The organism is Paraglaciecola sp. L3A3, assembly GCF_009796765.1.
GTDB lineage: Bacteria > Pseudomonadota > Gammaproteobacteria > Enterobacterales > Alteromonadaceae > Paraglaciecola.
On record NZ_CP047023.1, the window covers coordinates 1,797,040 to 1,823,727 of the forward strand.

The 26,688-nt window shown below is 38.0% G+C and carries 27 protein-coding genes and 1 pseudogene; 22 read left to right on the top strand and 6 right to left on the bottom strand.

What is annotated here, in order from left to right; translation table 11 throughout:
• Positions 1-186 precede the first annotated feature (186 nt).
• The 3 genes and pseudogenes from GQR87_RS22625 to GQR87_RS07505 form a co-directional block, all read left to right on the top strand.
• Positions 187-450: pseudogene (locus GQR87_RS22625) on the top strand (hypothetical protein); the annotation flags it as partial.
• Between the two features lie 164 nt (positions 451-614).
• Positions 615-1,604 carry a YeiH family protein gene (locus tag GQR87_RS07500; RefSeq protein WP_158968032.1) on the top strand — a complete coding sequence of 330 codons (990 nt, stop codon included), beginning with the start codon at positions 615-617 and terminating at the stop codon, positions 1,602-1,604.
• A 151-nt stretch (positions 1,605-1,755) separates the two neighbouring features.
• On the top strand, positions 1,756-2,652 hold the full coding sequence (locus GQR87_RS07505) for a sulfite exporter TauE/SafE family protein (protein WP_158968034.1): 897 nt from the start codon (positions 1,756-1,758) through the stop codon (positions 2,650-2,652).
• 71 nt (positions 2,653-2,723) lie between these two features.
• On the opposite strand, the gene yeiP is transcribed toward GQR87_RS07505, so the two are convergent.
• A complete protein-coding gene (gene yeiP / locus GQR87_RS07510; protein ID WP_158968036.1) occupies positions 2,724-3,296 on the bottom strand; it encodes an elongation factor P-like protein YeiP in 573 nt (190 codons plus the stop codon).
• Positions 3,297-3,498: 202 nt separating this feature from the next.
• Between yeiP and GQR87_RS07515 the strand changes: the two genes are divergently transcribed.
• From GQR87_RS07515 to tsaB, 3 genes are all read left to right on the top strand, one after another.
• On the top strand, positions 3,499-4,053 hold the full coding sequence (locus GQR87_RS07515; protein WP_199271702.1) for a hypothetical protein: 555 nt from the start codon (positions 3,499-3,501) through the stop codon (positions 4,051-4,053).
• A gap of 127 nt (positions 4,054-4,180) precedes the next feature.
• Positions 4,181-6,109, top strand: a complete 1,929-nt coding sequence (locus GQR87_RS07520) for an ATP-dependent DNA helicase (RefSeq protein ID WP_158968040.1) — start codon at positions 4,181-4,183, stop codon at positions 6,107-6,109.
• Complete coding sequence (gene tsaB, locus GQR87_RS07525) at positions 6,106-6,798, top strand: tRNA (adenosine(37)-N6)-threonylcarbamoyltransferase complex dimerization subunit type 1 TsaB (protein WP_158968042.1); 693 nt, start codon at positions 6,106-6,108, stop codon at positions 6,796-6,798. The genes GQR87_RS07520 and tsaB overlap by 4 nt, the downstream gene beginning before the upstream one ends.
• 389 nt (positions 6,799-7,187) lie before the next feature.
• Here tsaB and GQR87_RS07530 read toward each other — a convergent pair whose 3' ends face one another.
• Entirely contained in the window at positions 7,188-7,439 is a 252-nt protein-coding gene (locus GQR87_RS07530; RefSeq protein ID WP_158968044.1) for a hypothetical protein, read from the bottom strand.
• A gap of 428 nt (positions 7,440-7,867) precedes the next feature.
• Between GQR87_RS07530 and GQR87_RS07535 the strand changes: the two genes are divergently transcribed.
• Positions 7,868-8,536 carry a hypothetical protein gene (locus tag GQR87_RS07535; RefSeq protein WP_158968046.1) on the top strand — a complete coding sequence of 223 codons (669 nt, stop codon included), beginning with the start codon at positions 7,868-7,870 and terminating at the stop codon, positions 8,534-8,536.
• Between the two features lie 639 nt (positions 8,537-9,175).
• The gene (ltrA, locus tag GQR87_RS07540; protein WP_158968048.1) at positions 9,176-10,465 is read left to right on the top strand and encodes a group II intron reverse transcriptase/maturase; all 1,290 of its coding nucleotides are present in this window, start codon (positions 9,176-9,178) and stop codon (positions 10,463-10,465) included.
• Positions 10,466-10,734: 269 nt separating this feature from the next.
• On the opposite strand, the gene GQR87_RS07545 is transcribed toward ltrA, so the two are convergent.
• A complete protein-coding gene (locus tag GQR87_RS07545; RefSeq protein WP_158968050.1) occupies positions 10,735-11,403 on the bottom strand; it encodes a hypothetical protein in 669 nt (222 codons plus the stop codon).
• A gap of 425 nt (positions 11,404-11,828) precedes the next feature.
• A complete protein-coding gene (locus GQR87_RS07550; protein ID WP_158968051.1) occupies positions 11,829-12,809 on the bottom strand; it encodes a transposase in 981 nt (326 codons plus the stop codon).
• Between the two features lie 345 nt (positions 12,810-13,154).
• On the opposite strand from GQR87_RS07550, the gene GQR87_RS07555 reads away from it, so the two are divergent.
• The 10 genes from GQR87_RS07555 to GQR87_RS07600 all read left to right on the top strand — a co-directional run bounded on the left by GQR87_RS07555 (position 13,155) and on the right by GQR87_RS07600 (position 20,997).
• Positions 13,155-13,463, top strand: coding sequence for a hypothetical protein (locus tag GQR87_RS07555; RefSeq protein WP_158968053.1), 309 nt, complete (start codon positions 13,155-13,157; stop codon positions 13,461-13,463).
• 95 nt (positions 13,464-13,558) lie between these two features.
• The gene (locus tag GQR87_RS07560; protein WP_233267423.1) at positions 13,559-14,167 is read left to right on the top strand and encodes a Slp family lipoprotein; all 609 of its coding nucleotides are present in this window, start codon (positions 13,559-13,561) and stop codon (positions 14,165-14,167) included.
• 104 nt (positions 14,168-14,271) lie between these two features.
• Positions 14,272-15,138: an alpha/beta fold hydrolase gene (locus GQR87_RS07565; RefSeq protein WP_158968057.1), complete on the top strand. Its 867-nt coding sequence runs from the start codon at positions 14,272-14,274 to the stop codon at positions 15,136-15,138.
• Positions 15,139-15,283: 145 nt separating this feature from the next.
• Positions 15,284-16,939 (top strand): long-chain-fatty-acid--CoA ligase FadD, encoded by a 1,656-nt coding sequence (gene fadD / locus GQR87_RS07570; protein ID WP_158968059.1) that lies wholly within the window; start codon positions 15,284-15,286, stop codon positions 16,937-16,939.
• Between the two features lie 72 nt (positions 16,940-17,011).
• Positions 17,012-18,175, top strand: a complete 1,164-nt coding sequence (gene rnd / locus GQR87_RS07575; protein ID WP_158968061.1) for a ribonuclease D — start codon at positions 17,012-17,014, stop codon at positions 18,173-18,175.
• A 2-nt stretch (positions 18,176-18,177) separates the two neighbouring features.
• On the top strand, positions 18,178-18,462 hold the full coding sequence (locus GQR87_RS07580) for a YcgL domain-containing protein (RefSeq protein WP_158968063.1): 285 nt from the start codon (positions 18,178-18,180) through the stop codon (positions 18,460-18,462).
• The gene (locus GQR87_RS07585; protein WP_158968065.1) at positions 18,455-19,435 is read left to right on the top strand and encodes a lytic transglycosylase domain-containing protein; all 981 of its coding nucleotides are present in this window, start codon (positions 18,455-18,457) and stop codon (positions 19,433-19,435) included. Before GQR87_RS07580 ends, GQR87_RS07585 begins: the two co-directional genes overlap by 8 nt.
• Before the next feature lie 4 nt (positions 19,436-19,439).
• A complete protein-coding gene (locus GQR87_RS07590) occupies positions 19,440-20,111 on the top strand; it encodes a fumarylacetoacetate hydrolase family protein (protein WP_158968067.1) in 672 nt (223 codons plus the stop codon).
• Complete coding sequence (locus tag GQR87_RS22350) at positions 20,108-20,503, top strand: hypothetical protein (RefSeq protein WP_233267424.1); 396 nt, start codon at positions 20,108-20,110, stop codon at positions 20,501-20,503. The genes GQR87_RS07590 and GQR87_RS22350 overlap by 4 nt, the downstream gene beginning before the upstream one ends.
• Before the next feature lie 2 nt (positions 20,504-20,505).
• The gene (locus GQR87_RS07600; RefSeq protein ID WP_158968069.1) at positions 20,506-20,997 is read left to right on the top strand and encodes a YcgN family cysteine cluster protein; all 492 of its coding nucleotides are present in this window, start codon (positions 20,506-20,508) and stop codon (positions 20,995-20,997) included.
• Between the two features lie 67 nt (positions 20,998-21,064).
• Here GQR87_RS07600 and dsbB read toward each other — a convergent pair whose 3' ends face one another.
• Positions 21,065-21,580: a disulfide bond formation protein DsbB gene (gene dsbB, locus GQR87_RS07605; RefSeq protein WP_158968071.1), complete on the bottom strand. Its 516-nt coding sequence runs from the start codon at positions 21,578-21,580 to the stop codon at positions 21,065-21,067.
• Between the two features lies 1 nt (position 21,581).
• The gene (nhaB, locus tag GQR87_RS07610) at positions 21,582-23,174 is read right to left on the bottom strand and encodes a sodium/proton antiporter NhaB (RefSeq protein WP_158968073.1); all 1,593 of its coding nucleotides are present in this window, start codon (positions 23,172-23,174) and stop codon (positions 21,582-21,584) included.
• 228 nt (positions 23,175-23,402) lie between these two features.
• Here nhaB and fadR point away from each other — a divergent pair, with 228 nt between their 5' ends.
• From fadR to GQR87_RS07630, 4 genes are all read left to right on the top strand, one after another.
• Positions 23,403-24,113 (top strand): fatty acid metabolism transcriptional regulator FadR, encoded by a 711-nt coding sequence (gene fadR / locus GQR87_RS07615; RefSeq protein WP_158972919.1) that lies wholly within the window; start codon positions 23,403-23,405, stop codon positions 24,111-24,113.
• A gap of 227 nt (positions 24,114-24,340) precedes the next feature.
• Positions 24,341-24,685 (top strand): Dabb family protein, encoded by a 345-nt coding sequence (locus GQR87_RS07620; protein ID WP_158968075.1) that lies wholly within the window; start codon positions 24,341-24,343, stop codon positions 24,683-24,685.
• Between the two features lie 21 nt (positions 24,686-24,706).
• A complete protein-coding gene (locus tag GQR87_RS07625) occupies positions 24,707-25,087 on the top strand; it encodes a hypothetical protein (protein ID WP_158968077.1) in 381 nt (126 codons plus the stop codon).
• Between the two features lie 78 nt (positions 25,088-25,165).
• On the top strand, positions 25,166-26,620 hold the full coding sequence (locus tag GQR87_RS07630) for a hypothetical protein (RefSeq protein WP_199271703.1): 1,455 nt from the start codon (positions 25,166-25,168) through the stop codon (positions 26,618-26,620).
• Positions 26,621-26,688: the final 68 nt, after the last annotated feature.

A 26,688-nucleotide genomic window follows, 5' to 3' on the forward strand; every position in this document is an offset into this window, starting at 1 on the left:
AGCTTTCAGAATATTTCAAGACTGAGGGTTTGCAAGGCCATTGGCTTGAGTAGGTGTAAACTTTTTGCGCCTACTTCTTTTGATAAAAAAGTGGTGCAGAATGGTCCTGAGGCAGCCATGATTATTGGGTGACTTTTTCTAGATGTTCTTAGCTTCAAGGTTTTCAAATAACCAACTATGGTATGTATGCCTCAGTCACGTAAATCTCAAATTAGCCTGATTGATACACCTTATTTTATGAATTACATCCCTGTTATTCAGTTCTGCGAGGCCAGCTAAAGCTGTTCAAAGTTTTCCAGAAAAATTTGTCATTTTATTTCCTATTGTGTTCGTCGCTCATTTTTGTGTGGCGAAGATAAATTTACTGGCCAAAGTTATGAGAAAATGCGTGGTTGGGTAGAGCAAAGATTACTTTTTTTAGCTTCTGTTTTTGCCATTGATATGTGCTCAGTACCTCTCTGTGAAACGCTTTAATTTTTAGCTATTTTATAAAATACCTCATTCTACTCCATCCTGTTCCAGTCTGTATTTACCTGCTTTTCTAACCACACAAGGTTTCAATTGTTGCTAAATTAGGGAAAAATGGGGAGCGATGTAGATAAGGTGAATTATAAATGCAGTATTGGCTCGATTTTAAGGTTAATTTACCTGGCATAATTGTTTCGATTATTGTGGGTTTAGCCGCGTTGTTTTTAAGTGAGCACTATGGTGCGCCCGCTATGTTGTTTGCTTTGTTGTTAGGGATTGCCATGTCTTTTTTGTATGAAGGCACAAATTGTAAACAAGGGGTGGAATTTACTGCCAGCCATATTTTACGTATTGGTGTGGCGTTATTAGGTTTACGTGTGGCATTTGGTGATTTGTTAGTTTTGGGTTGGAAAACAGGATTGCTGTTAGTGGTGGCTATCGTCAGCACTATTGGTGTAGGCATGTTATTAGCCAAAGCTTTTGGCTTACAAAAACGCTTTGGTGTATTAACTGGTGGTGCTGTTGGTATTTGTGGCGCTTCTGCAGCTATGGCGATATCTGCGGTCTTACCCAATGATAAAAATAAAGATCGAGACACCTTGCTCACTATAATTGGGGTGACCGCTTTTTCGACTATCGCTATGGTGCTATACCCGATAGTGGCTCGACTATTTAATTTAGATGATGTCAGTACTTCCATTTTTCTTGGTGGCACCATACATGATGTGGCACAGGTTGTAGGTGCGGGATACTCGGTATCAGAGCCCGCGGGCGATTTAGCAACTTTGACTAAATTAGTACGAGTTGCATTTTTAATGCCTGTTGTATTGTGTATTTTGTTGGTGTTTAAACTGAATATTGATCAAGGAATGAAAGCGGGAGGGCCGAAAATACCCGCTTTTTTAGTCGGTTTTGTGCTGTTAATGACGATAAATAGTTTTGTCTCTGTGCCTGAATTTATTACATCTGGGGCTGAAGATATCTCTCGATTTGCTTTAGTGATATCAATTGCTGCCATTGGCATGAAGTCAAACTTGAGTCAGATTTTAACTGTAGGTATCAGGCCTATTATTTTGTTGCTGCTTGAAACCTTGTGGATAGCCGGGTTGATATTATTAGCTTTGCCTTATTTATAATAAATCTGATGTACTGACTTTCTATTCTTTGTTTTTGGACAAAAAATAATTTCAGCCTCGATCAATTTATTCATACGCTTTGTCAAAACGGTGAATATCTGGCAAAGTCCGCAGTGGGTTCTTTTCTTTTAATAATAGTAGGCAATTTTTAATGAATTCAATGTTATCGGCAACACGTATTCGGTTGATTTTGTTGCTGTTTTGGATTGGCATATTTTTTTATCAAGTAGAGCCATGGTTGTTACTGCAAGAATATGCTGGCTTCACCCTCTTAGGGATTTTTGGTGCCGTATTAGCTAACGCAACTGGCGCTGGTGGTGGGGTTGTGTTTGTCCCTTTTTTTAATCAGTTAGATTTTACTGTTGCCGCTTCAGTTGCTACTAGTTTTGCTATTCAATGTTGTGGCATGACTGCTGGGGCAATTACTTGGTGGTCTTATTACCGTAAACTACAGTTGACTCATAATTGTGAAAAAGATAATTGGCAGTCATTATCTAAAGTTATTTTGTTAACTGTGCCTGCATCCATTATTGGTGTGTGGATGGTTCAGCTGCAACCTCATTTTTTTGTGAATTTTAGTGATCCTCAAAGTCTGCATGTAGGTTTTGGTTTTTTTTCTATTGCTTTATCTTTGGCTATTTTTTCCTCTGTTTTTTGGCTTAAAGATCGTGGCGGCAACAGCAAATTATCTCAATTTGATTGTTTTGCACTTCTTGTTATTACATGGATTGGTGGTGGTATCACTGCTTGGTTATCAATTGGCGTAGGCGAACTGTTAGCTGTGTATCTGATAGTGCGTGGTTTTAATGTAACCTTTGCTATCGCTGCTGCCGTTATCTTGAGTGCGTTTACAGTGTGGGGTGGTGTTATATTTCATGTGTTTGTAACTAAAGCCATTTATTGGCCTGTATTATTGTTTGCTGGTGCTGGGGCCATCATTGGTGGGGTTCTCGCTAAAAGGTTAGTGCTATATTTTTCTCCTAAAAATCTGAAGTTGTTTTTTGCTGGTTGGATTTTTATCTTAGGGGCTATCACTTTACCGTATTAGTGCAATACTTAAAGGTGAAGTCACCCACCTTTAAATTGACTTAAAGTGGGTGATAAATTCGGTTGATTATACTAAGAATCAGCTCGGCTAATAAATTTCGATTCAGCTGTGTTAATTTTGATTTTTTCACCGCTAGAAATATATTCAGGAACTTGTACTACTAAACCTGTGGTCAAAGTTGCAGGCTTAGTTCTGGCACTGGCAGAAGCACCTTTAATAGAAGGATCAGTTTCAGAGATAACTAACTCAACGGCTGCTGGCAGTTCAATGCCAACGGGATCACCTTCAACTAATAATATCTGTAAACCTTTGGTATCTTCGGTGATAAATGGGGCTTCTTCACTGATGGTGTCTTTATTTAAAAAGTAAGAACTGTAATCTTCGCTATCCATAAATACATATTCATCGCCATCAAGGTATGAATAGGTGACTTTATTTCGGTTAAACTCTACTGTGTTTAATACTTCGTCAGCTTTAAAACTTTCATCGGCTTTAGCGCCCGTACCTACTTCATATAAACGCATACGGTACAAACTTGCCCCAGCACGACCACTAGGTGTTAATTTGTTAATGTCTTTTACTAGGTATACTTTGCCGTTATGTTCTACGGCTGCATTCTTTTTAATTTCACTGGCTTTAGGCATTTTATTCTCCAAAAAATATTGTGTCAGAAAGTAACACGAAATAAAAAATTGGCAAAATACAAAGTTTTACTTTGTAGGGATTTATTTATCCAGTTTGCTTTAAAGTCAGTTGGAGATATTTGTTTGCTGTTTTAACATAACTGCCGATGTACCAGTTTTGGTCGTTATTTGACCAAATGTTAAATGAGTAGGAATGTTTTTTATGGTTGCCCCCAAACGACAAGTGTTAGTTAAGTTTTTATTATTGTTGATGATTTTAGTCGGCTACTTTGGTTACTTAACTTATCAGTATGATTTTTTGACCGGCGGGGTTGCGGCGTTAATTACTTGGAGCTTTTTTGTTTTATGTACCCCAGTGGCTGATGCCGGTTTTTTGTTAGATTTTCCGCTGCGATTATTGTTTGGTATTCGGATGGTCGTATCTGAGATTGTGGTGTGGGCTATCGCCATTTCCATTAATCTACTGGCAATTTTTTATTCTCCAGAATATTACCAGACCACTTTTATTACGCGCTTATGCGAAGTTATCATATTAAACCCATATCCTTATTGGGCAATTGTAGGTTTATCTGCTGTGGGGACATTTTTATCTATTCGTTTTGGCGATGAACTAATGGATGTATTTCATCACAAAGATCGCTTGGTATATTTCAAGCATCATTTCAAACATGAAATTATTTTGTTAGTGTTTTTCTTAGTGGTTATTTTTAGTTATTACCAAATAATGTCTACTTTGGGTATTCAGATCCAAGATTAGTCTTTTTTTGTTGATGGGTTGGAATTGGTATTACTAAGGTTTTATTCCAGTTTCACCTCGTTAGTTGTCAAAGTTTTTGGCATAATCTGTTTTTTCTCAGTTGCTATAGATAATCCCCTAAGGTCATATGTCGAAAACTTCTTCTTTGTTTGCTGTTGATGGCAAGTTATCTCAAGCTATTGACGGTTTTGTGCCACGACAGGCACAAACCGATATGGCTGTGGCTGTAGAAAAAATAATTGAAAGTAAAACCCCCTTAATAGTTGAAGCAGGTACTGGCACTGGCAAAACTTTTGCCTATTTGGTGCCTGCTATGCAATCAGATAAAAAAACGATTGTTTCTACTGGTACTAAAAACCTACAAGAACAACTTTTTCATCGCGACTTGCCTGTGGTAAAAAAAGCCTTAGGTTCAAATCGTAAAACGGCCTTATTGAAAGGACGGGCAAACTATTTATGTTTACATCGCTTAGGGCAAAATGGCGCAAATAGTTTATTAGAAAAACAAACCCTATCTGAATTTACCCAAGTGAGAGAATGGGCTTCGACTACCAAAACCGGGGATATGGGAGATATGAAAACCTTGGCAGAAGATGCCAAAGTATTACCCTTTGTCACCTCTACCGCCGATAATTGCTTAGGCAAAGAATGCCCAGATTACGAAGAGTGCTATATGGTTAAAGCCCGTCGTAAAGCATTAGATGCTGATGTGGTTGTTGTTAATCATCATTTATTTTTTGCTGATATGGCGCTAAAAGACACGGGCTTTGGTGAACTGATCCCCGAAGCGGATCTTGTGATATTTGATGAAGCTCATCAAATCCCCGATATCGCCAGTGAATATTTTGGCGAAAGTTTATCCAGTCGCCAGATACAAGATATGAGCCGCGATATTGAAGTGATTTATCGCACAGTACTAAAAGATGCCAAACAATTGCAAAGTGCAGCAGAAAAATGCCGCATGATAGCCGCTGATTTACGCTTGTTGTTTCCTGAAAATGCGCAAAAGGGCAACTGGCGTCAAATGTTAATGCGCGAAGAAATAAAGACACAAGTGAGTAAACTGACAGATAGTTTGACGGTTTTATATGAAGTATTAAAATTGCATGTGGGGCGTGATAAAGACTTAGACAATATATTCGAACGAGTATCTGAGGCCAGAGGAAAACTGAGTCGTTTAACTGACACTAGTTTATTAGGTGTCAGTTTATGGTACGAAACCACTATGCGACATATTAGCCTGCACCTGACCCCTTTAAGTATCGCTAAAAAATTTGCTGACTTTATAACCGAGCCTAAACGCAGTTGGGTATTTACTTCTGCTACCTTAATGGTAGATGGCGGTTTTAGTCATTTTCAACGACTGATGGGGCTAAATAATGCTGAAACCTTATCTTTAGACAGCCCTTTTGATTACCCTAATCAGGCTATGTTGTGTGTACCTAGATTTCTGCCTGAGCCTAATGCACGAGAAATGCGTGACACCCTTTTAGATATATCAATCAAGCTAGTCAAAGCTAGTCGTGGAAGATGCTTTTTATTATTTACCAGTCATGCCACCTTACGAGCGATTGCCAGTCAGTTAGAAGATAAAATAGATAATCCTATTCTGGTACAAGGTACAACTACCAAACGCGCTTTATTAGAGAATTATTTGGCTAATAAAAATGCTGTGCTTCTGGGAACTGGTGCCTTTTGGGAAGGGGTTGATGTGAGAGGGGACGATTTAACTTGTGTATTAATAGATAAATTACCTTTTGCTTCACCTGATGACCCTTTGTTACAGGCCCGTATAGAAGATTGCAGAAAATCCGGAGGAAATCCATTTAGTCAATTACAAATTCCTCAAGCTGCAATTGCATTAAAACAAGGTGCCGGCCGTTTGATTCGAGATGAAACCGATAAAGGCGTTTTGGTGATTTGTGATAATAGGTTAGTGACTAAAGATTACGGCAAGATCTTTATGGGTAGTTTACCTGACATGCACAGAACGCGAGATCTACAGAAGGCGATAGATTTTTTGCATCAGATCCACGATCATGAGAAAGACCAATGAACATATTAATTATCGAAACTGCAACAGAAGCCTGCTCAGTCGCTTTGCAAATCAACGGACAAGTTTATAGTCAATTTGAGGTGTGCCCCCAGCAGCATAGCCAGCGTATCTTACCCATGATAGATGAGGTTTTAAAAGAGGCGAATGTACAGCTTAAAGATGTTGATTATCTTGGCTTCGGACGGGGCCCAGGTAGTTTTACAGGGGTACGGATTGCCACCGGAATTATTCAAGGTCTGGCTTTAGGCACTGGGCATAAAGTAATTGCTGTTTCGACCCTAGCAGCTATGGCACAACAAGCTTCTGAGCAGTCACAAGCTGCTGAGGTTTATGCCGCCATTGATGCCAGAATGTCAGAAGTCTATTTTGCTCATTATCAAAATAATCAAGGTGTGATGAGTTTAGTGGGTGATGAACAAGTATTACCGCCTGAAGAAGCGCAGGCTCTTATCAAAAGTGAGCAAAATACTGTGGGTGTGGGTGTGGGTACTGGGTGGCAGGCTTATGCTGGTTTAAACCCAGAGCAATCATTGAAAATCTTAGCACCAATACTCTATCCCAATGCTAAGTACATGTTGTCATTGGCTGAAAAAGATATAGAAAATGGATTAGCTATTGACGTAGATGACATCCAACCTGTGTATTTACGAGATAAAGTGACTTGGAAAAAGTTGCCCGGAAGAGAGTAGGGTTGCGCTGCGCGCACTAGAATAATTCACTACGCTTACTTTATTCGCTGCGCTCACCAAGCATTCGCGTTGCTCACGGCATCCATGCCTTTTTTCAAGCCTCATCTCGATAACTGCGTCCTGCGTTATTCTACCTTCCGCCATCCCTGGCGGTCGCCTGCGGCTCAATTTGCTTTTTCCCAACAGCCGCAAAAAGTAAACACAAATTCATCGGGAATGAATTTGAACAACCGAAGGTTGACCCGTAGGGCAAAATATATGGATGTATTTTGTAAAAAGGGCCGCACTCCAAACAAATTTACTTCGGGCTATCCATGCCCTACGTGAACCAGCTAAAGCTGTTCAAAAGTTTTCCGGAAACTTTTGTCTAATCCATAAAATTTTTGTCTTTAATGTCGAAACGGCAAGGTAGAGTAACCTTGAATTGGTAAATCACACATCCCTGATGATCGGTAACCAATCTCAACATCCTTGTTGAGCTGTTTAAGCTGGCGGAACTTCGTTCCTAAATAATCAGCTTTCACCCAAACGTCCTTGTTAGGACATTCGACAAGCCCAAAATTTGATGGGGAATTTGTAGTCGCGGGTAAAACAACAACATCGACTACGCCGAGAAAATCAAAAGCATGTGCTTCGCCCACCAAGCATGGCTCCGCCACTTAAGAGCAGAATAAAGCCGAGTGGGTCTGGCTGTTGCAGCATTAAGCAGTTTGAAAGTGACAAATAGCGGCGAGTAGATATATTGAAGTATAAGAATCACACTAACGTTTGTCGCCATTGTTGCTGAATAGTTGAGCCAGTCGTCATTCCGGTGAGCTTTTAGGCCGGAATCCATTTGCGTTATACTCTCTATTTCAACGAATACAATGATGACTGTACCGCTAATTTTTTGTAGTAGCTCACATATATGATCATACAGTTTCGATGAATAGGTTTAAACCAGTCACCTGACTGGCAGTTTTGAGCGAATTGCAGACATTGGACTTTTCAGCCATAAAAGGTAATGTAGCTTACAAGGTAAACGATCTTGCAAGGTCGCACTAATAAACTGTTATAAATCACGGAGAGTATGGTGTCCATCAAGGAAATAGAAGCAATCATCAAAAAGGCAGAAGAAACACTTAAAACTGCTCAATTTGGTTTTGAGGATTTGTCTGATAAAAAAAGGCGAACTTCAGGTTTAAGAAACCTGATTGTATTTGGTAGGTCTGTTACTTTTGTAATCCAAAACTTGAAAACACCTGTCGGTGAAAAAGAATTTTCTACTTGGTATTTGCCTATCCAAGAAAGTTTAAAATCTGACGTACTAATGAAGTATTTCGTAACTTTAAGGAATGAAATTTTAAAACAAGGTAAGTTACCTATTTCAACATCAACTAGAGTAAATATAAATCCTGGGAATATGTCAAAGCTCGGAAATCCACCTCCTGGAGCAAAGAGTTTCTTTATTGGTGATCAATTAGGAGGAAGTGGATGGGTTATTGAATTGCCTGATGGAACTACTGAAAACTATTATGTTGAGCTTCCAACAAGTATGGCTGATGTAAGGCAACACTTTAGTGAGCTACCAGTCCCTGAAGATCACGAATTAAAACATAAACCTATTGAGGAGTTATGTGAAAACTATTTGGGTAAACTGGAGAGTATCATTGATAATGCAAGAGAAGCCTTTTTAGGTCAAAAGGTTCAAAAAGTAGGTAAAGTCCGGTTACCTGCCTACATGAGAGTGGTAAAGTGATTTATAACAAGTCAATTCAGCAGTACAAAAAACAGTTGGTTTTGCTCCTGCGGCTGATTGAGGCGTTAGTGCGTCAAGCGAAGCTTGATGCATCTTGCAGGGTGTAAGTCCCTGTCAGGTAAGGTTTAGCCAGCCACCTGTATCGAGTGTTGCGCCTATGGCGGAGTCTAGGATTGGTGAAATACTTATCAGCGATGCATTCGTGACTAGACGAACAATATAGGTGAAGCGTACACAGAGAATTATATAGGCCATAGGGAATGCGTGTTCCTGAAGTGCTGTTATCGCTCCGATAATAAATTAAGTTCTGACTGACGAGGCTTGTAACGCCGTCGAAGTCCAAGCAAAGCAACCATTATTCAACAAGTTTGAAACGGCAAGGTTGTGGCGAGTCAGCGGAGTTATTAAGCCGTGGCATGTATAAAGAGATGTATTGAGAACTTGAGAGAGCCAAAGGTGTTCCATAAGGAAAATGGTAGGGTAGTTAAGCCACAAGCGAGATGAACGATGACCCTTTGGCAGTCAGACTTGCTCATAGTAGTTTGAGGTTGGGAAAGCCATCCACATGGCGAAGGGGCAAGCAGTTATATCAGGTGTTTAGCAGATACATAGACCGGACAAAGTAGGGCTGGAAATACTATGACAACCGCACTAAATGCCATCACATTTAAATCACAGACACACCCCAACCATAGATTTCAGAACCTATATGGATTGCTAGGAGATGATTTACTGTATCAAAGTTGGGGGCAACTGAATAAACGAGCAGCTCCTGGTATTGATGGCATTACGGTGCCGAAATATAAAGAAGCGCTTGTGGAAAACCTCACACGTTTAAGTTCAGCCTTGAAAACCAAGTGTTATCGAGCAAATGACATTAAACGGGTCTTCATTCCCAAAAGTCATGGTAAACAACGCCCATTAGGCTTACCCACGGTGGATGACAAACTGGTACAGCAAAGCGTGAGTCAGATACTGCAAAGTATCTGGGAAGCGGATTTCTTGCCTAACAGTTATGGTTATCGGCCAAATAAGAGTGCGCATCAAGCGGTGCATAGTTTGAGTTTGAATCTTCAGTTCAAAGGTTATGGTTATATTGTTGAGGCTGACATTAAAGGCTTCTTTGATAATATTGACCACAATTGGCTGATGGAAATGCTTAAACAACGCATTGATGATAACGCGCTTTTGAGCCTAATCGGGCAATGGCTAAAAGCACGGATACACACCCCGCAAGGAGAATATCTCAAACCAACAAGTGGCACTCCACAAGGCGGTATCATTAGCCCTGTGTTAGCCAATATCTATCTGCACTATGCATTGGATTTATGGTTTGAGAAGAAGGTAAAACCTCGCATGAGAGGCAGAGCGATGCTGATACGTTACGCAGATGATTTTGTGTGTGCGTTTCAGTATGCCAATGATGCCGAGCGATTTTACAGCGTGTTGCCAAAACGACTCAAGAAATTCAAACTGGATACGGCACCAGAAAAGACCAGCCTAATAAGGTTCAGTCGATTCCATCCAAGTCGTAAGCGTCAGTTTGTGTTCTTGGGGTTTGCGTTTTACTGGGGCATTGATGCAAAAGGTAAACCGAGATTAAGGCGACGAACTGCGAGTCAAAAGCAGCGAAGTAGCCTGAGCGAATTTTACCATTTCATTAAAGCCAAACGCTCGCAGAAACTAGCGATTTGGCTACCTCAATTAAAACGCAAACTCACAGGGTTTAGAAATTACTTTGGGCTACCCGACAACAGCCGAAGCGTGAGTAAGCTATATAATTATGTGCTACATAGTTTGTATAAATGGCTGAACAGGCGCAGTGGTCGTCGAAGTTACAATTGGTGTAATTTTAAGAAGATGTTAGAGTATTTCCAAATACAGAAGCTACGAGTTAGCAAAAGAGTGATCCATGTTGACTGGTATTAAAGTGGCCGTGATTTACACGGGTGAATATATAACTGAAGAGCCGGATGCGGTAATTCCGCACGTCCGGATCTGTGTGGGGTCGGCTCAGTAATGGGCCGCTCTACCACGATATGTCTGCTAATGGCACAAAGCTCTTATTCGGCTTTGAGCGATCAGCGGTCGTTGGAGTTATATGGTTTTAACGCCTTGCTAAGCGGAAAATAATGGTTGGCTATAATCCCGAAGCGATGGCCAGCTCTTATTTTTCCGTTTAAGCAACTTATTAAGTTTCATTTTTGAACTGACGAAAGCACATCTTCAAAAACACTAGGGATAAAAGATCCATTTGTAAGGTTTACCATTGATTTACTTACTATCGAATACTTTAGCTCACCTTCTTTTCCTGTTCTTGAAAATTCATTCAGAGCGCCATATTTTTCTTTTATTAGTTTTTCCAATGGGTGCCCTTTCATTTTCAAATAACGAGAGTCAGTACGTAAAATTTTTCCTGATACGTAAGAAAGCTCCGCTTCTTTATTGTTTTTTTCATCTAGCACCTTAAAAATAAAACGATTTACTGACTCTTGTAGTAGTTCGTTATCTTTTAGCCATTCTGACCAATGAAGTTCAGCACCACAAATTCGGTGCATAGTAAACAAATCTGGTTTATTAGTATGAAGCAATAGAAGTATGCATATTGGATCGAGGGTAATATTCTCGATTGAGTAAGAAAAATTTGGAGCTAAAACCGTAATATTTTTAGAAGGTGTATTTTTCAAATCCCAGTCAATTATTCCTCTTACTGTTTTATTGTCTCCTTGCTCTAATGCCTCTACCTGACCAACAACTTGTACACAATTACCAACACCGTTAATTGACTTTATGAACTCATCCAATAGATTTTTATCATTAATTTTTAAAATCTGTTTAACCTTATCCTTCAATTGTTGTTCTGGCATTTTAGGACCAGAACTTACAAAGTTAAGTGAAACTTTAGGATCTAAACAGTTTGAACTATGTAGTAGTTTTGTATAGATAGATTGATATACATCAGCATCATATTGGCTTTCGACAAAAACCTGCCTGCGGTTCTCTGGATTAATTGATATTTGAGTAACACCATCTAATAGTTCAGCAGAAGAACTAAATTAGACACTCATAGAAGAACTAAATTAGACACTCATAGTAAAACTAACCAAAAACAGCCCATTCAACAAGCATAAAATATGAAAGTAACTTTCACTTATGGTTTTAAAATCTGGAATTAGAGCTGATTTGTGTATTTATAGGGTGAGTTGACCTAAATCTGTGGCTAAACTCAAATTATGGGTAGCATGAGTCGCCAACTGGTTTAGCTAAATTTTTTAATAAAATTTTGTGGGTTTTAGGCTTGTTGAAGTAACACTCTAGCCTTGGCCATCCCTCGTATTCGTTGATGGTCTGTGTGTTGTTTGAATTGCTGTAACATATGTTCACTGCCAACGGCTGTATGAAAGTGTTGCTCAAACTCTGTAGTGAGGATTAACCACTGCTCTGAATTGAGGCCAATTCGCTCTAGAATGGGATTGTTATGGTGATCAATATGGCCAGCCTTATCGTCTCTAATGCAACGGCCTGTACAATCGACCAATTCACAATAATCTATCAAGCTGTAAGCAATGCCTTTAGGCATGTCTTGCCTGTGATTACCCACAAAAGGCATGAGTATTTTTGGTTGTTCACCTTTGATGAGGGATTGTATTCGGTTTTGAATGCTGGTGTGTTTTGAGGCTTCAGGTGTGGTCTCCATCTTGGCGCGAATGGGGTTTAAATCCACATAGGCCATGCAGGCAAGTACCGCTGATTCATCTAACAAAGCTTGAGATTTAAAGCGCCCTTCCCAGAAGCGTCCAGTGCAATTATCTTCTTTATTAGCTTCACGGGCTATGTATTCATTGAGGTTACGCATTAGCCAACTGATGTCGTATAAACGCTGACGATAAATCTCAGTGGTTTCTTCTAAGGTAAACAACTCACTTTTACTCAACTTGTCACCTCTTTGATACTTTTGGCTTAACAATGTGCCTTGGTAGAGTTGATGCCAACGCCAGAGTACCTCTTCCATAGGCCAGTAGTCTGCTTGCTCTTTATCCACACACAGTACGATATGCGTGTGATTACTCATCACAGCATACGCACATATATCAATAGAAAACACCGAGCCAAGAAACAACAACCTCTCTTCTACCCAACCACGGCGATGCTCAAAACTTTGACCTGTAACCTTATCTTCACCACACAAAAATGAACGGCGAACACAGCGAGAAACACAGTGGTAATAAGGGGTATCAATAAGGGAAATTTGAGATTTACGTGACTGAGGCATAACAGACCATCCTTGGTTATTTGAATGCCTTAAAGCTTAGAACAAAACAGCAATTTCGCTACTTTTTTAAAAATGGGTGTCTAAATAACTCTTCTAAATAACTCTTACTTTTAACATTTATTAGCTGTTCTGAGTGCTTCTCTGTGACAAGCTTTTAATCTTTGGCTTTTTCTGCTTTATGCTGCTTCACTCAGCTCCACGCTGATACAGTCTGCTTCATTCTACTTTTCTCAAAGTGGAACAATTCTTGTATGAAACGGCTAAAAGGTGCCAAATTTATGTTGTTTTGGTGAAAACTTGCCGCCCAAACGTAGAAACTTAGCTACTTAAAAGGAAATTGTATTTTTGTCTATTGAGTCATTGTCGTCTTCAGCCCTTAGAGCGTTAGATACCGCTCGTACATCGCGGGATAAACCCCGTGAGGTGAAGGCTATTGAGGATAAAAATGATAAACAAACCAGTCATCAAGTTGCAGTGATCCGTACCGGTGATGCTGATTCAATAAAAAAAGCTGAAACTTTTCAGCAACCCGGCCAGTCTAAATATGGTAATAGTTTGCATGAGAAAGAAGCTATTTCTGCATATGAAAGTATTGAAAAAGAACAAGAGCGGCAAAATATTCAACTACTTTTAGGTGTCGACACCTTCGTTTAAGCAAAAAATACTGTTTAATTGGTGTCAATTTTTTTAGTAGTTCGGTTATTATGTGATATCGAATTTTATTTCCGAGGACAAGTATGTTTATTCGAATGAGTATATTATTAGTCACACTATTTTTAGTTGGCTGTGTAAATTTTCCAGATAAACTTAAAGTTGAAGATCCTAATAACTTAGTCAGTTATCAAGATGCAGCGTCTAAAGCAGAGCAGGTTACCGGCAAACAAATACGTTGGGGCGGAGCCATTGCAAAAATTGAAAATAAAGAAAAAACAACTATTTTAGAAATGGTCTATTACCCCTTAACAAGCTATGGACGTCCGGTTTCTGATGATGAAAGTATGGGGCGTTATAGGATTGAATTTAATGGCTTTATGGATCCACTGGTATATCAAGAGGGCAGATTAATGACCTTCACCGGTGAGCTAAGGGGATTAGAAAAAGGTTTAGTGGGTGAACATAACTATGTATTCCCATCAGTGAAAGGTAAAGAGTTTTATATTTGGAAAAAGCTGCAAAGAGTCGATATCCGTGGTGTACAAATGTGGCAGAACGACTATTGGTTCGATCGCTACCCTCGCTCCTATCGAAGTCGTTTAATTATCCATACTTCTGGAGATAACCATCGTCCATCTGGTTCTAGGCCTGGCGGAGCAAGTACCTTACCCAAGCCCGTGAGCAGTAAGCGTGAAGCTAAGTAAAATTTGTAGACCTTACTAGGTGGCAATAAAAGGTGGCAATGAATAGATTTTAGCGGCAATATATTGCCGCTTTTTTGTTATTTATGATTAATAAAGGCTAGGTTGTGCAACAGGCGTTGGAATTTCAGTTAACACATATTAAGTTACGGGGTATCGGTTTTGGGGATCCTGCTAAACCTATGATATTAGCATTGCATGGCTGGTTAGATAATGCTGCTAGTTTTATTCCTGTTTCTGAGTATTTAACCGATTATTATCTAGTGGCGATCGATCTGGCTGGCCATGGGGCATCAGATCATAGGGGAGCTGATGCTCACTATCACATAGTAGATTTTGTTTACGATATCCATGAATTAGTGACAACACAAGGCTGGTCAAAGTTTGTGTTAATGGGGCATTCTTTGGGGGCGATTATTGCTTCTTTATATGCCAGTAGTTTCAGTGATTATATTGATAAATTAGTATGTATAGAAGCCTTAGGACCTATTACAAAATCAGCAGAGACTAGTCCTGAGCAACTTCGTGAATCAATCATTAACAGATTAAAACTGTCATTTACCCCTTCTAAACGTCCGAAAACCCTAGAAAAAATTATTAATGCTAGAGCTTATGTGGGAGATTTGAGCCTCAGTTCAGCTGAGTATTTAGTAAGGCGTAATGTAATAGAGCAAGAGGGGCTGTTGGCTTACACAACAGACAGACGTTTACGTACTGTTTCTTCCCTTCGTATGACAGACGAGCAGTCGCAAGCTTTTATAAGACACATATCCTGCCCGGTACTATTAATTACAGGAGACAAAGGTTTTCCTTTGATGCAGGACTTGGCAAAAGACAGGTTGACATTATTAACACAAGGTTTGCATGTTTGTTGTGCAGGTAATCATCATTTGCATATGGATAATCCGGAACAAGTCGCTAAAAAGATTAATTATTTCTTACTATTAAAGGCCAAAACTGAAGGACAAAAATAAAAATGTTCAATTGTTAATGACTTGTTTATTTATCTTTGTTGTCGCTTTAGGTTATACTGGTACGACTTCTTGTTCTAGTCACTTATAGAACGCCCGAGCTTATTTATTGTGGTAAATAAACAAAGGATGATTGCCTGGAGGCACAGTGGAAAAAATTTGGTTAAAAAACTATGACCCTAGAGTTAAAGCAGAAATAGATCCTGATCACTACACGTCGCTTGTTGACCTATTTGAACAGTCAACTAAAGAATTTGCGTCTAAAACCAGTTATATCAATATGGGCAAAAGCATCACCTTTGCTGAATTAGATCACTTAGCCAAACAGTTTGCTGCATATTTGCAACACAGTGGTTTTAAACCAGGTGATGCCATAGCGATTATGATGCCTAACTTACTGCAATACCCTGTGGTTCTTTTTGGCATATTGCGAGCGGGTATGACAGTGATCAATGTTAACCCTCTGTATACCCCAAGAGAATTAAAGCATCAGTTAGCTGATTCAAATGCTAAAGCCATAGTGATTGTTGAAAACTTTGCTCATGTATTGAGTGAAGTGATTGAAGACACCAATGTTGAGAAAGTCTTACTGACTTCCTTGGGCGACATGTTATCCCCTGTGAAAAAGCTGCTGACAAATTTTGTAGTCAAATATATTAAAAAGTTAGTGCCTAAATACAATTTGCCTCAAGCTGAGTCATTGTTAGATGCCTTAAATAAAGGTCGAGGATTAACCTACACAAGACCTGAAATTAAAGGCGATGATTTAGCCTTTTTGCAATATACAGGGGGCACAACAGGGGTATCTAAAGGGGCGATGTTAACCCATAGAAATATGCTGGCTAACCTTGAGCAAAACTCACAAATATTTGCCACTGTAGTTGTTGAAGGTGATGATTTAGTGATTACGGCTCTACCTCTGTACCATATATTTGCTTTACAAGTGAATTGTCTAACTTTCATTAAGTTTGGTTGTAGCAATTTATTAATCACTAATCCTAGAGATATGTCAGGGTTTGTGTCTGAGATTGCCAAGTATCCATTTTCTATCTTTTTAGGGGTTAATACTTTATTTAATGGTTTATTAAACACTCCTGGTTTTGACAAGCTGAACTTTAAAAATTTAAAGTTTGCTTTAGGTGGAGGGGCTGCAGTACAACGACCTGTGGCTGAAAAGTGGCAAGCAGTAACCGGTAAGGTTTTATTGGAAGGTTATGGTCTAACTGAGTGCTCACCTGTGGTGACCGTTAACCCACCACAAGTAGAAGAATATACCGGTTCTATTGGTATGCCGGTGCCGTCTATTGATATTAAATTAATGGATGATGACGGTAATGAAGTTGCCCTTGGTGAACCTGGTGAAATGTGGGTGAAAGGCCCTAACGTTATGAAAGGGTATTTAAATCGTCCTGAGGCAACAGCTGAAATTCTCAAAGATGGCTGGCTGGCCACTGGCGATATTGCAACTTGTGATGAAAAAGGCTTTTTCTATTTGGTTGATCGTAAAAAAGATATGATTTTGGTTTCGGGCTTTAACGTGTTTCCAAACGAAATTGAAGAAGTCGCGGCTATGCATCAGGATATTGTTGAAGCCGCTGCTGTAGGTATACCACATAAGGTCTCTGGAGAAGCCGTTAAAATATTTGTGGTCAGCAAAGCGGCAAGTTTAACGGAACAAGATGTGATTGATCATTGCCGTAAAAACTTAACCGGTTATAAAGTTCCGAAAAAAGTTGAGTTTAGAGACGAGCTTCCTAAAAGCAATGTTGGTAAGATACTGCGTAGAGAACTTAGGGATCAATAATCCTATTATACTGTTTATATAATACTTTATAAAAAACCGGCTCTTGCCGGTTTTTTAATACTTTGGAATTTCATGCAATACACTTTTATTACCGATGAACACGCCCTTGCTGAGTTTTGTTTACAAGCTAGTCAAGCCGAAGCTATTGCGGTGGACACTGAATTTGTCAGAACGCGAACACTTTATCCTCAATTAGGGTTAATTCAAATTTATGATGGCAAACAACTGGTGTTAGTTGACCCATTACCCATCAAAGACTTTTCCAGCTTAACCGAGCTGTTAAGCAATCCTAATGTAGTGAAAGTGTTACATTCTTGCTCGGAAGATTTAGAAACTTTTTGGCATGCATTTAAGGTCATGCCTAGTCCAATATTTGATAGCCAGTTTGCCGCTAGTTTGGTTGGTATGGGAACTTCATTAGGTTATGCCAAATTAGTAGAAACTATGTTGGGTGTCACTGTCGACAAAGGCGAATCACGCACAGATTGGATAGCAAGGCCACTTCGCGAAGAGCAATGTGTATATGCTGCAAATGATGTGTTGTATTTATATCAATTGTATCCAGAGCTAAAAGCTAAAGTGCAAGCACAAAATAAGTTATCTTGGGTTTATGCTGAAATTGAACAATTATCAGTTAAAAAGCAGAGTAATATCCCATTAGATTATGTTTATTTAGCTGTGAAAAATGCTTGGAAATTATCGGGACGTTCAGTACTAATTTTACAAAAATTAGCCGCATGGCGAACTGAAACTGCTCGTAAAAAAGATATGTCACTTAATTTTGTGGTACGAGAAGAAAATTTAGTTGAGATCGCGAGAGTTCAGCCGCAAAGTAAAAATGAGTTACGTGCTATTCAAGGTATAAATCCTCATGAAGTCCGCATTCATGGTGATGTCTTAATCGAAATTGTTACTAGTTGTTCACAGGTCCCGGCTAGTGATTTCCCCTCAAGAGTAGAGCGATTGAATGACTTTGATGATAATAAAAATACTGTTTCGGCCGTGCGTAAGATCTGCAATAAAATAGCAGAAGAAAATAATATCCCAGTGGAGTTGGTGGGTTCAAAGAAACAGATTAATCAATTATTAAAATGGTGTTGGTTTAAACAAGATGAAACCCGAGCTTTAGGTTTACGTCCGGATTTAATTAGCAGTTGGCGCAAGCCGTTATTTGAAAATGAATTATTAAATATAAGTACTTTGCACTTAGCTAATGTTATGTCTAAGGAGTGTTGAGCATGTTGTGCGCCGTTTATAAAAGTAGTAAAAAACAAGAGACCTATTTATATGTGCCAGGCAGAGATGATTTTTCTAAGGTGCCAGCATCTTTAATGTCCACTTTTGGTACGCCAATATTTTTAATGATTATGCCTTTAAAAAAAGATAGAGCATTAGCCAGAGTCGATATAGATAAATTGCGTTCGGAATTAACCCTTAAAGGATTTTATTTACAACTGCCTCCACCCAGCGAAAATATGTTAAAAGCTCATCTTAAACAAATGAAATCTGAGGAAGATGAATAAGCTGATGTATAGAATTTTATTATTATCGTTCTTTTTATTATTAAATCAGTCACTTAGTGCGAAACCAGTATTTGAAGAATATGTCAAAAGCTTAAAAGATGAAGCCATCAGCAAGGGGTATGAGGCTGCTTTTATAGAGCAAACATTTGCTCGGGTGAAACTCAGAGAAAAAGTTGTTAAGGCAGATAAAAATCAACCAGAAACTAAAATAACATTAGATAAATACTTAGCCACTCGCGTGCCTGATTGGAAGGTACATAAAGCCATTAAATTACTGAACGAAAATAAAGAAGTGTTAGCGCAAGTTGAACGTCAATATGGGGTGCAAAAACGTTTTATTGTTGCTCTTTGGGGTAATGAAAGTAATTTTGGTAGTATTCAAGGTAATCATCCCGTCATTTCGTCATTGGTTTCTTTAGCGTTTGATGGTCGACGTGAGGCTATGTTCAAAAAACAATTGTTTGCGGCATTGGATATTTTAAAACAAGGTCATATTAGTCAAGATAAATTTCTCGGTTCTTGGGCTGGCGCTATGGGGCAAAGCCAATTCATGCCAAGCTCATTTTTACATTACGCCGTTGATTTTGACGGTGATGGTAAAAAAGATATTTGGAATAATAAAGCTGATGTATTTGCCTCCATTGCTAACTTTCTTAAATCTGAAGGCTGGAGTGATAAAATGACTTGGGGACGACAAGTTAAAATTCCAGAAACGTTTGATTTGTCTAACCTAGGCTTGAAACGGGATAATGTTAAGTCACTTAAAGAATGGCAAAAACTAGGGGTCACTCGTTATTCTGGAGAAACATTACCGAATGTTAATTTATCCGCTTCTTTAATTGCACCAGATGGCCCGAAAGGGCGTATATATTTAGCGTATGAAAACTTTCATACACTAATGAAATGGAATCGTTCTAGTTATTTTGGTATTTCAGTTAGTTATCTAGCTGACCGGATTAAAAAAGGATCTTAGTGCTATGTTTGACTATACTCATCAAAACTGCGAGGGTAAAAATATTAACCTTGAGGTTGGAAAGGTAGTATGTGTCGGCCGTAACTATATGTTGCATATTCAAGAGCTAAATAATGATGTACCAGAGCAACCATTGCTATTTATGAAACCTAGTACCGCTTTATGTTCGGTAGTAGAACCTGTAAGCATTCCTAGCAATCTAGGGGAATGCCAAAATGAACTTGAAATTGCGGTGTTAATCGATAAACGCTTAACGAAAGCTACGCATGATGAAGTGGTAAATGCTATATGGGGAGTAGGCTTAGGACTAGATTTAACCCTTAGAGATGTACAAACCAAATTGAAAAATAAAGGGCAACCTTGGGAAAGAGCTAAATCATTTGATGGTAGTTGCCCAATGTCAGGTTTTATCCCATTATCAGAAGTTGATTCTTTGACTGCTTTAAAATTTAACCTAGTAGTTGATGGGGAGTTAAGGCAGCAGGGGAATTCAAAGGATATGATTATACCCATAGTTGATTTGTTAGTTGAAATATCTAACAGTTTTACTTTAATGCCGGGAGATATAGTGATGACAGGAACACCAAAGGGAGTTGGCGCGTTAAAGTCTGGTGAACACTTAACCCTAGAATTAATGGACCATTTTTTACTAAAGACTAAGATAGTTGAATTATGAATTTTGAGTTTAATTACCAAATTGATACTGCTAACAAAATACTTGTTTGTGAATCAGAAGGCGAGATATCCGATATTATCGAGGTGGAACATCTGATGAAAAACATTATTAAGTTAGCGGGTAAAAATCAATTAAAAAATGTTGTGCTTGATGTTACTCAGTTAAAAATTAGCTGTTCAAGTTTTGCTCTTTCTAACTTATTGATTGATGCTAAAGAAGCCAAATTATTGGGTGATATTAAAATAGCCAGAATCGTAAGCAGCGAACACAATAACCAGTATTTGATTGGTGAGATTGCAAGTAAATTGCAACTCGCAATTAAAAACTTTGAAACAAGAAGTGAAGCAGTGCTTTGGTTGTTGTTTAATAAATTACCCGAAAGAGATATGTAACTGTGGATAAATTTTGGCAAACTAAACGTCTTGAAGACATGGACAATAAAGAATGGGAAGCTTTGTGTGATGGTTGCGGAAAATGTTGTTTACACAAGTTTATAGAAGATGAAACGATTGAAGCAGCAGAAGTTACGGATCATATTAAAAACGGTGAAAATGTTCATTATACCAATATAGTTTGCGGGTTATTGAACACAAAAACCTGTTCATGTACGCAATATGCTGAGCGTACTAAGTTAGTTCCTGATTGTGTGAAATTAACTAAAGATAATCTCAAAGATATCTTTTTTATGCCGCCGAGTTGTAGCTACAGACGATTACATGAGGGCAGGGGCTTACCTAGCTGGCATCCGTTATTAAATAAAGGTAAAAAGTCGGCCATGCATCAAAATGGCATGTCAGTCAGAGGCAAAACTGTGTATGACCATGATGTGGATTTAGAAAAATTTGAAGATTATATTGCTTTGTGGCCTGTGCAAGACCTTGATTAATCAGCCACTACTCTAATGATAAAAAGCTCTTTGATTGTTGTGATACAAAGAGCTTTAATTGGCTTATTTATAAACTACGTTTTAGTATCATTCTAGAACTTAATACAACCACTAATATCGCTGAATATATAGCAAAAACAATTATCATCCATTGCGGCATACTCATATCTAAAAGCGACCAATTAATATCACCACAATCACCTGTTGCGGCAAATATGTTGGGTAACCATTCATGCAAAGGAGCCCATGATGGGAAGTTAGGAACAATTTCGCAAGTGGCAAAAAAAGGATTAGTTGCCGTTTGGATATCAACATGTTCGATGGCAATAAATAAGCCCCAAATTGCAGATACTCCCCAACTGACAAAACCCATTATTCTGGTGAATAAGTTATTGATTAACATTGCAGGTAAAGCAGAAAACATGATGCCAAATACAGCTGTTCTCTGATAAATACACATAATGCAGGGCAATAATTCTAAACCATATTGAAAGTATAAGGCTGCAAGTTCAAGAACTAGGGCAGAAAGAAATAATCCGCCCCAAGCTTTGGGATTATCAGCTAGATTTTTTAATAACAACATATTAATGAGCTACAGGGATATTGTCTGCTGCGGCAGCAGCCGCGGCTGAGTGATGTTCAATTAAATGGATGTCATATAGCCAACTAGTTAAATCAATCAAACCTAAGTAGGTTGCAGCTAAGCCTGTCAGTGTCAGTACTATGGTATACGGTAAAGCCATGTAAACCATAGTGCCGTATGACAACCTAAGTAAAGGTGCAATAGCAGATGTTAATAAGAACAAAAATGCCGCTTGGCCATTAGGGGTTGCGACACTAGGTAAGTTAGTACCTGTGTTGATAGCCACTGCCAATAAATCAAATTGGTCACGAGTGATGGCACCGCTATTTAAAGCCGCAGTGACTTCTGTGATGTAAACCGAACCGACAAACACATTATCACTGACCATGGAAAGTAATCCATTGGCCAAATAGAACATTACTAATTGTGTTTTACCCTCAAAAGTTAATACCCAAGAAATAACAGGAGTAAACAAGCCTTGATCTATGATCACCGCTACTACACCAAAAAAGACGCATAACAAAGCAGTAAAAGGCAGAGCCTCTTCAAAGGCTTTACCAATAGAGTGTTCATCGATAACACCACTCATGCTAGTAGCTAAAACTATAATCGATAAACCAATTAAACCTACTGCTGCAAAGTGCCCAGCTAATCCAACCACTAACCAAATTGCAATTAACCCTTGGATCGTTAATCTTGTTTTATCTTGTAAGGTTAAATTAGCATCCACGTGTTTGCTGTAATCAGTTAAAATCTCTCTAACAATAGGCGGTAATTCTGCGCCATAAGTAAACAGTTTAAATTTTTCTACAACAAAGGTTGTTGTTAAACCTGCAATAAATACCGGAATGGTGATAGGTGACATTCGAACAAAAAATTCAACAAAATCCCAACCTGCTTTATCGGCAATAATAAGGTTTTGTGGCTCACCCACCATAGTCATTACACCACCTAGGGCTGTACCAATACCGGCATGCATCATTAAATTACGTAAAAATGCTCTGAAAGATTCTAAGTCTTGACGACTTGGGCTAGGTACTTCTTCGTCATGTGAATGGTCATGGTCCGCTTGGAAGTCTTTTCCTGACGCGACTTTGTGGTAAATAGAATAGAAACCTAAGCCCACAGTAATAATGACTGCAACAACAGTTAATGCATCAAGGAATGCAGATAAAAATGCTGATGAGGCTGCAAATGCGATAGATAGTGCGATTTTATTTTTAAGTTTTAACACTAATTTAGTAAATAAATAAAGAAGTAACTCCTTCATAAAATAAATACCGGCTACCATAAACACTAAGAGTAAAATAACTTCTATATTCACTACCATTTCGTGTTTCATATGTTCTGGACTTGTCATACCGATAAATAAGGCTTCCATCAGTAATAAGCCACCCGGCTGTAATGGATAACATTTTAATGCCATTGCAAGAGTGAAAATAAACTCTACTACTAGTGCCCATCCAGCTATATAAGGATTATAAATAAACAACAAAGGATTAATAATAAGAAAAGTAATGATAGCTTGTTTGTACCAAGTTGGCGCTTTTCCTAAAAAATTTGCTGCGACAGCTCGAGGGATAGACATTTGCATTATTATGGTTCCTTGCAACACAATATTATATTATGAAACTATTTAGTTTCTCAGTGTAAACAAAATTTGTCTTAAAATCCCATACTTAGATGATAATTTGTTAAAAATTAACTGGCCTTTAAGTAAGAATTGACTACAAAGTTAAAGTTTCATTGTTACCTACAATTATCATCTGGTACAATCAGTTTCGAATATTCAAAATAACAATTATAACGAAGTGAGTTGTTGATGATATATAAGGCCCAAAGTCCAGCAGGTTTCGCTGAAGAATATATAGTTGAATCGATTTGGAGTGGACGTTTTCCTCCAGGTACCATTTTACCTGCAGAACGCGAGTTATCTGAGTTGATTGGCGTTACACGTACAACGTTACGGGAAGTGTTACAACGGCTAGCCCGTGATGGTTGGTTAACTATTCAGCATGGTAAGCCCACTAAAGTAAATAACTTTTGGGAAACATCTGGCCTTAACATTTTAGAAACTTTAGCTCGTTTGGATGAAGACGGCATTTCTGAACTTGTCGATCATCTTTTAGCTGCTCGCACTAATTTAAGCGCGGTATTTATTCGTGGTGCCATTCATACTAATCAGCAAAAATGTGTAGAAATTTTGAATGCTTATCTAGAGCTTTCTGATGATCCACAAGTATTTGCTGATTCAGATTATCAACTGCATCATGATTTGGCTTTTGCTTCAGGTAATCCTGTTTATGTGTTAATGATGAATGGCTTTAGAGGGTTATATTCGCGAATTGGTGGTTATTATTTTTCAATTGAAAAATCTCGCGATTTGACTCGAGAATATTACAAAAATTTATTAACTCTTGCAGAAACAGGTGATTATAAACAAGTACCACTTACTATCAGAGAATATGGTCTTGAAAGTGGAAAAATTTGGCAAGAAATCCGCGACGATATCCCCAAAGGTATAGTCGACTAACTAGTTACATATCATTTACCATTCGTTATATTTTTCATTTTATGGCTCAATTAAGTGGGCCATTCCTCTTTAAAAATCAAATTTCATTAGTTCTATGTTAAACAGTATTAATTAAATATTACTGGGTTAGGGTATAGTGAACAAAAATCTTAATTGTCATTCTATTTAAAAGGTGAATAATGAAAAAATTACTTATTATATTAATAACTTATTTAGGAGTTTGTTTTATGGCTAATGCTGAACAGAATAAAATTGAAGCCGGTGGTTTTGTACATTCCGTCTATTTTTGGCTTAATAACCCAGAAAATGCAGCAGAACGTAAAGAATTTGAACATCACTTAACCAAATTTATTAATTCTTCTAAGTATGTAAAAAGTAAACATATTGGAACTAAAGCTGCATCTGATAGAGATGTAGTGGATAGTAGTTATGATTACACTTTAGTGGTTACTTTTACTAACAAAGCCGCTCAAGACCTTTATCAAAGTGAAGATGTACATTTAACTTTTATCAAAGATGCTGCTCATCTATGGGGAAAAGTGGTGGTGTATGATTCACAAAGTATTCTTTAATTCAGAGTGTTTTAAAAATAAATGAAAGTGTGGAGAGTAATACATAAAGCACCCGTTCGTGTTATTCGCATTAAGAAGCTTAAGGTTAAAATTAACCTTAAGCGTCAAATGTTGCTGATTAAACGTGCGCTTCGTCAGGAAACTGATGAAACTAAATCTATGCTTAAAACTTATCGGAAATACTCACAAGGGCAAGCTTCAAAAGAAGAAATGATTGAAGCCAATGCTCAATTTTTTGATGTGATTAAAGGTGTGGGTATTGGTATATTTGCGGTTTTGCCCTTTGCTCCTATTACTATCCCATTGGCAATTAAACTAGGCAGAATGGTCGGAGTTGAAATATTACCCAGTTCTTTTTCTACAAATAAAGACGCAGTGACAATTGAATATACTAAAGACTAATTTTTATACTATATTTTGTGTAAGATATTGCTAAATTAATAGTAAATACGATCAATTTGACCATTTAAGCGATGAGTTGTGTTAAGTAAACAAAATAATACCAGTTACACAATGTCAGTCGATCTATTGATCAAGGCTATTAGTGGGCAAAATCCTCATAGCCCTTCTTTGTACGATCATGCCAAAGATTATTTTAAAAATGCTGAGAAAAATGCAACCAAACTTAAATTAATTTCTGATCAGATTGATAAATTATACAATCGATCTGAGTATTTTGTCAAAGCTAATGCTAAAAACCATTCTTTGCAGATTGAAAAACTAAAAAACGATTTAAACCAAGAGCGTATTCGTCAACAAGCTTGTAGATTAGACCGATTAAACAAAGCCATAACAATATGTATGCATATACTTTCTTTATCAGAAGGTGACAATTACGAGCAAACACAGTATAAAAGTGGCAAATTTTTAACCACTATAGCGCTCTTTTCTCCAGGCGAAGGTAAACAATTAGCTGAAATTCATCAGACTCTTAAACCCGCATACAAAACTGTTTTAAGTTTAAGAATGTTAGATAAGTTAATGTTAGATGGCACCATTCAAAATCCCTATATACTGAAAGAATATGATGTTAAACAACGTTATGTGCCTGAGGCTGCTAATCATATTTGTTATACCCAAGCCGTACTTATGCCCATTATGCTTGCTGCTATTTTCCAAGATATTGGATTTCAACACCCTAAACTAGCGACAATCTTGGCTGGAGAAGAAGATGACAAAGACAGGTTTCGCTTATTAAATAAAGATGAGCGGCAACAAATGTTAGACATGAATTATCAATATACAATTGATTATTTAAAACATGGTTTAGGTTGCCAACTCAGTCCAATAGCAGAAAAACAACAAGCAAGCGCTTTTTCTGAAGCTGAACAAGAACGTTTAGATTTTCAAATATCATTAGTGGAAGGTGCTAATTTCAGCAAACTCGGCACCAGTGAAATTATTAAAATACCGCAAAAATATTCATCCGTTATTTTTTCTACAAAAGAAAATTTCAGCAAAAAATCTTGGACCAATGCTTCTATTCTTGTTGCTCAATTAGCAGTCAAAAAACAAATAAGTAGTCAGCTCGCAAAAGTATTTGTCAGTATTGTTGGCCAATTTCCCCTTGGTTACGGTATTGTATATATCCCGAATGACGTATTCGGCAATGAGATTGAACAATATGAATATGCCATTGTCACCGAACTTAACCCTAAACAGTCGGAACAGCCGATTTGCCTACCCGTAAGCAAGAACCTAGTCTTTACAGAGTTTTGTATAAATGAAGAAATTGAAAAAGATCGGAATATGCATTTTCATAAAGCACGAAAAAAGCTAGAAAACAGATCTCAAAAACCGGTGTCCGAAATTTCGCAAAAATTAGAGCATGCTTTTATACCGGAACATATTGATGAACCGCCCCCTTTTTATTGGGAGCCTCATAAATATTTTTGTGTACTAGGAAATCAAAATTTATGGAATATAAAAGCATAGTTATGCGTTCTGTTGGCGTTTCTACCTCCTCAGAGTTAATAAAATTTAGAAAATGTAGTTAATTAAAT

Coding starts and splice junctions, on each gene's coding strand:
- GQR87_RS07500 (WP_158968032.1), top strand. CDS start 615: ATGCAGTATTGGCTCGATTTTAAGGTTAATTTACCTGGCATAATTGTT.
- GQR87_RS07505 (WP_158968034.1), top strand. CDS start 1,756: ATGAATTCAATGTTATCGGCAACACGTATTCGGTTGATTTTGTTGCTG.
- yeiP (WP_158968036.1), bottom strand. CDS start 3,296: ATGCCTAAAGCCAGTGAAATTAAAAAGAATGCAGCCGTAGAACATAAC.
- GQR87_RS07515 (WP_199271702.1), top strand. CDS start 3,499: ATGGTTGCCCCCAAACGACAAGTGTTAGTTAAGTTTTTATTATTGTTG.
- GQR87_RS07520 (WP_158968040.1), top strand. CDS start 4,181: ATGTCGAAAACTTCTTCTTTGTTTGCTGTTGATGGCAAGTTATCTCAA.
- tsaB (WP_158968042.1), top strand. CDS start 6,106: ATGAACATATTAATTATCGAAACTGCAACAGAAGCCTGCTCAGTCGCT.
- GQR87_RS07535 (WP_158968046.1), top strand. CDS start 7,868: ATGGTGTCCATCAAGGAAATAGAAGCAATCATCAAAAAGGCAGAAGAA.
- ltrA (WP_158968048.1), top strand. CDS start 9,176: ATGACAACCGCACTAAATGCCATCACATTTAAATCACAGACACACCCC.
- GQR87_RS07545 (WP_158968050.1), bottom strand. CDS start 11,403: ATGCCAGAACAACAATTGAAGGATAAGGTTAAACAGATTTTAAAAATT.
- GQR87_RS07550 (WP_158968051.1), bottom strand. CDS start 12,809: ATGCCTCAGTCACGTAAATCTCAAATTTCCCTTATTGATACCCCTTAT.
- GQR87_RS07560 (WP_233267423.1), top strand. CDS start 13,559: ATGAGTATATTATTAGTCACACTATTTTTAGTTGGCTGTGTAAATTTT.
- rnd (WP_158968061.1), top strand. CDS start 17,012: ATGCAATACACTTTTATTACCGATGAACACGCCCTTGCTGAGTTTTGT.
- GQR87_RS07580 (WP_158968063.1), top strand. CDS start 18,178: ATGTTGTGCGCCGTTTATAAAAGTAGTAAAAAACAAGAGACCTATTTA.
- GQR87_RS07585 (WP_158968065.1), top strand. CDS start 18,455: ATGAATAAGCTGATGTATAGAATTTTATTATTATCGTTCTTTTTATTA.
- GQR87_RS07590 (WP_158968067.1), top strand. CDS start 19,440: ATGTTTGACTATACTCATCAAAACTGCGAGGGTAAAAATATTAACCTT.
- GQR87_RS22350 (WP_233267424.1), top strand. CDS start 20,108: ATGAATTTTGAGTTTAATTACCAAATTGATACTGCTAACAAAATACTT.
- dsbB (WP_158968071.1), bottom strand. CDS start 21,580: ATGTTGTTATTAAAAAATCTAGCTGATAATCCCAAAGCTTGGGGCGGA.
- nhaB (WP_158968073.1), bottom strand. CDS start 23,174: ATGCAAATGTCTATCCCTCGAGCTGTCGCAGCAAATTTTTTAGGAAAA.
- fadR (WP_158972919.1), top strand. CDS start 23,403: ATGATATATAAGGCCCAAAGTCCAGCAGGTTTCGCTGAAGAATATATA.
- GQR87_RS07620 (WP_158968075.1), top strand. CDS start 24,341: ATGGCTAATGCTGAACAGAATAAAATTGAAGCCGGTGGTTTTGTACAT.
- GQR87_RS07625 (WP_158968077.1), top strand. CDS start 24,707: ATGAAAGTGTGGAGAGTAATACATAAAGCACCCGTTCGTGTTATTCGC.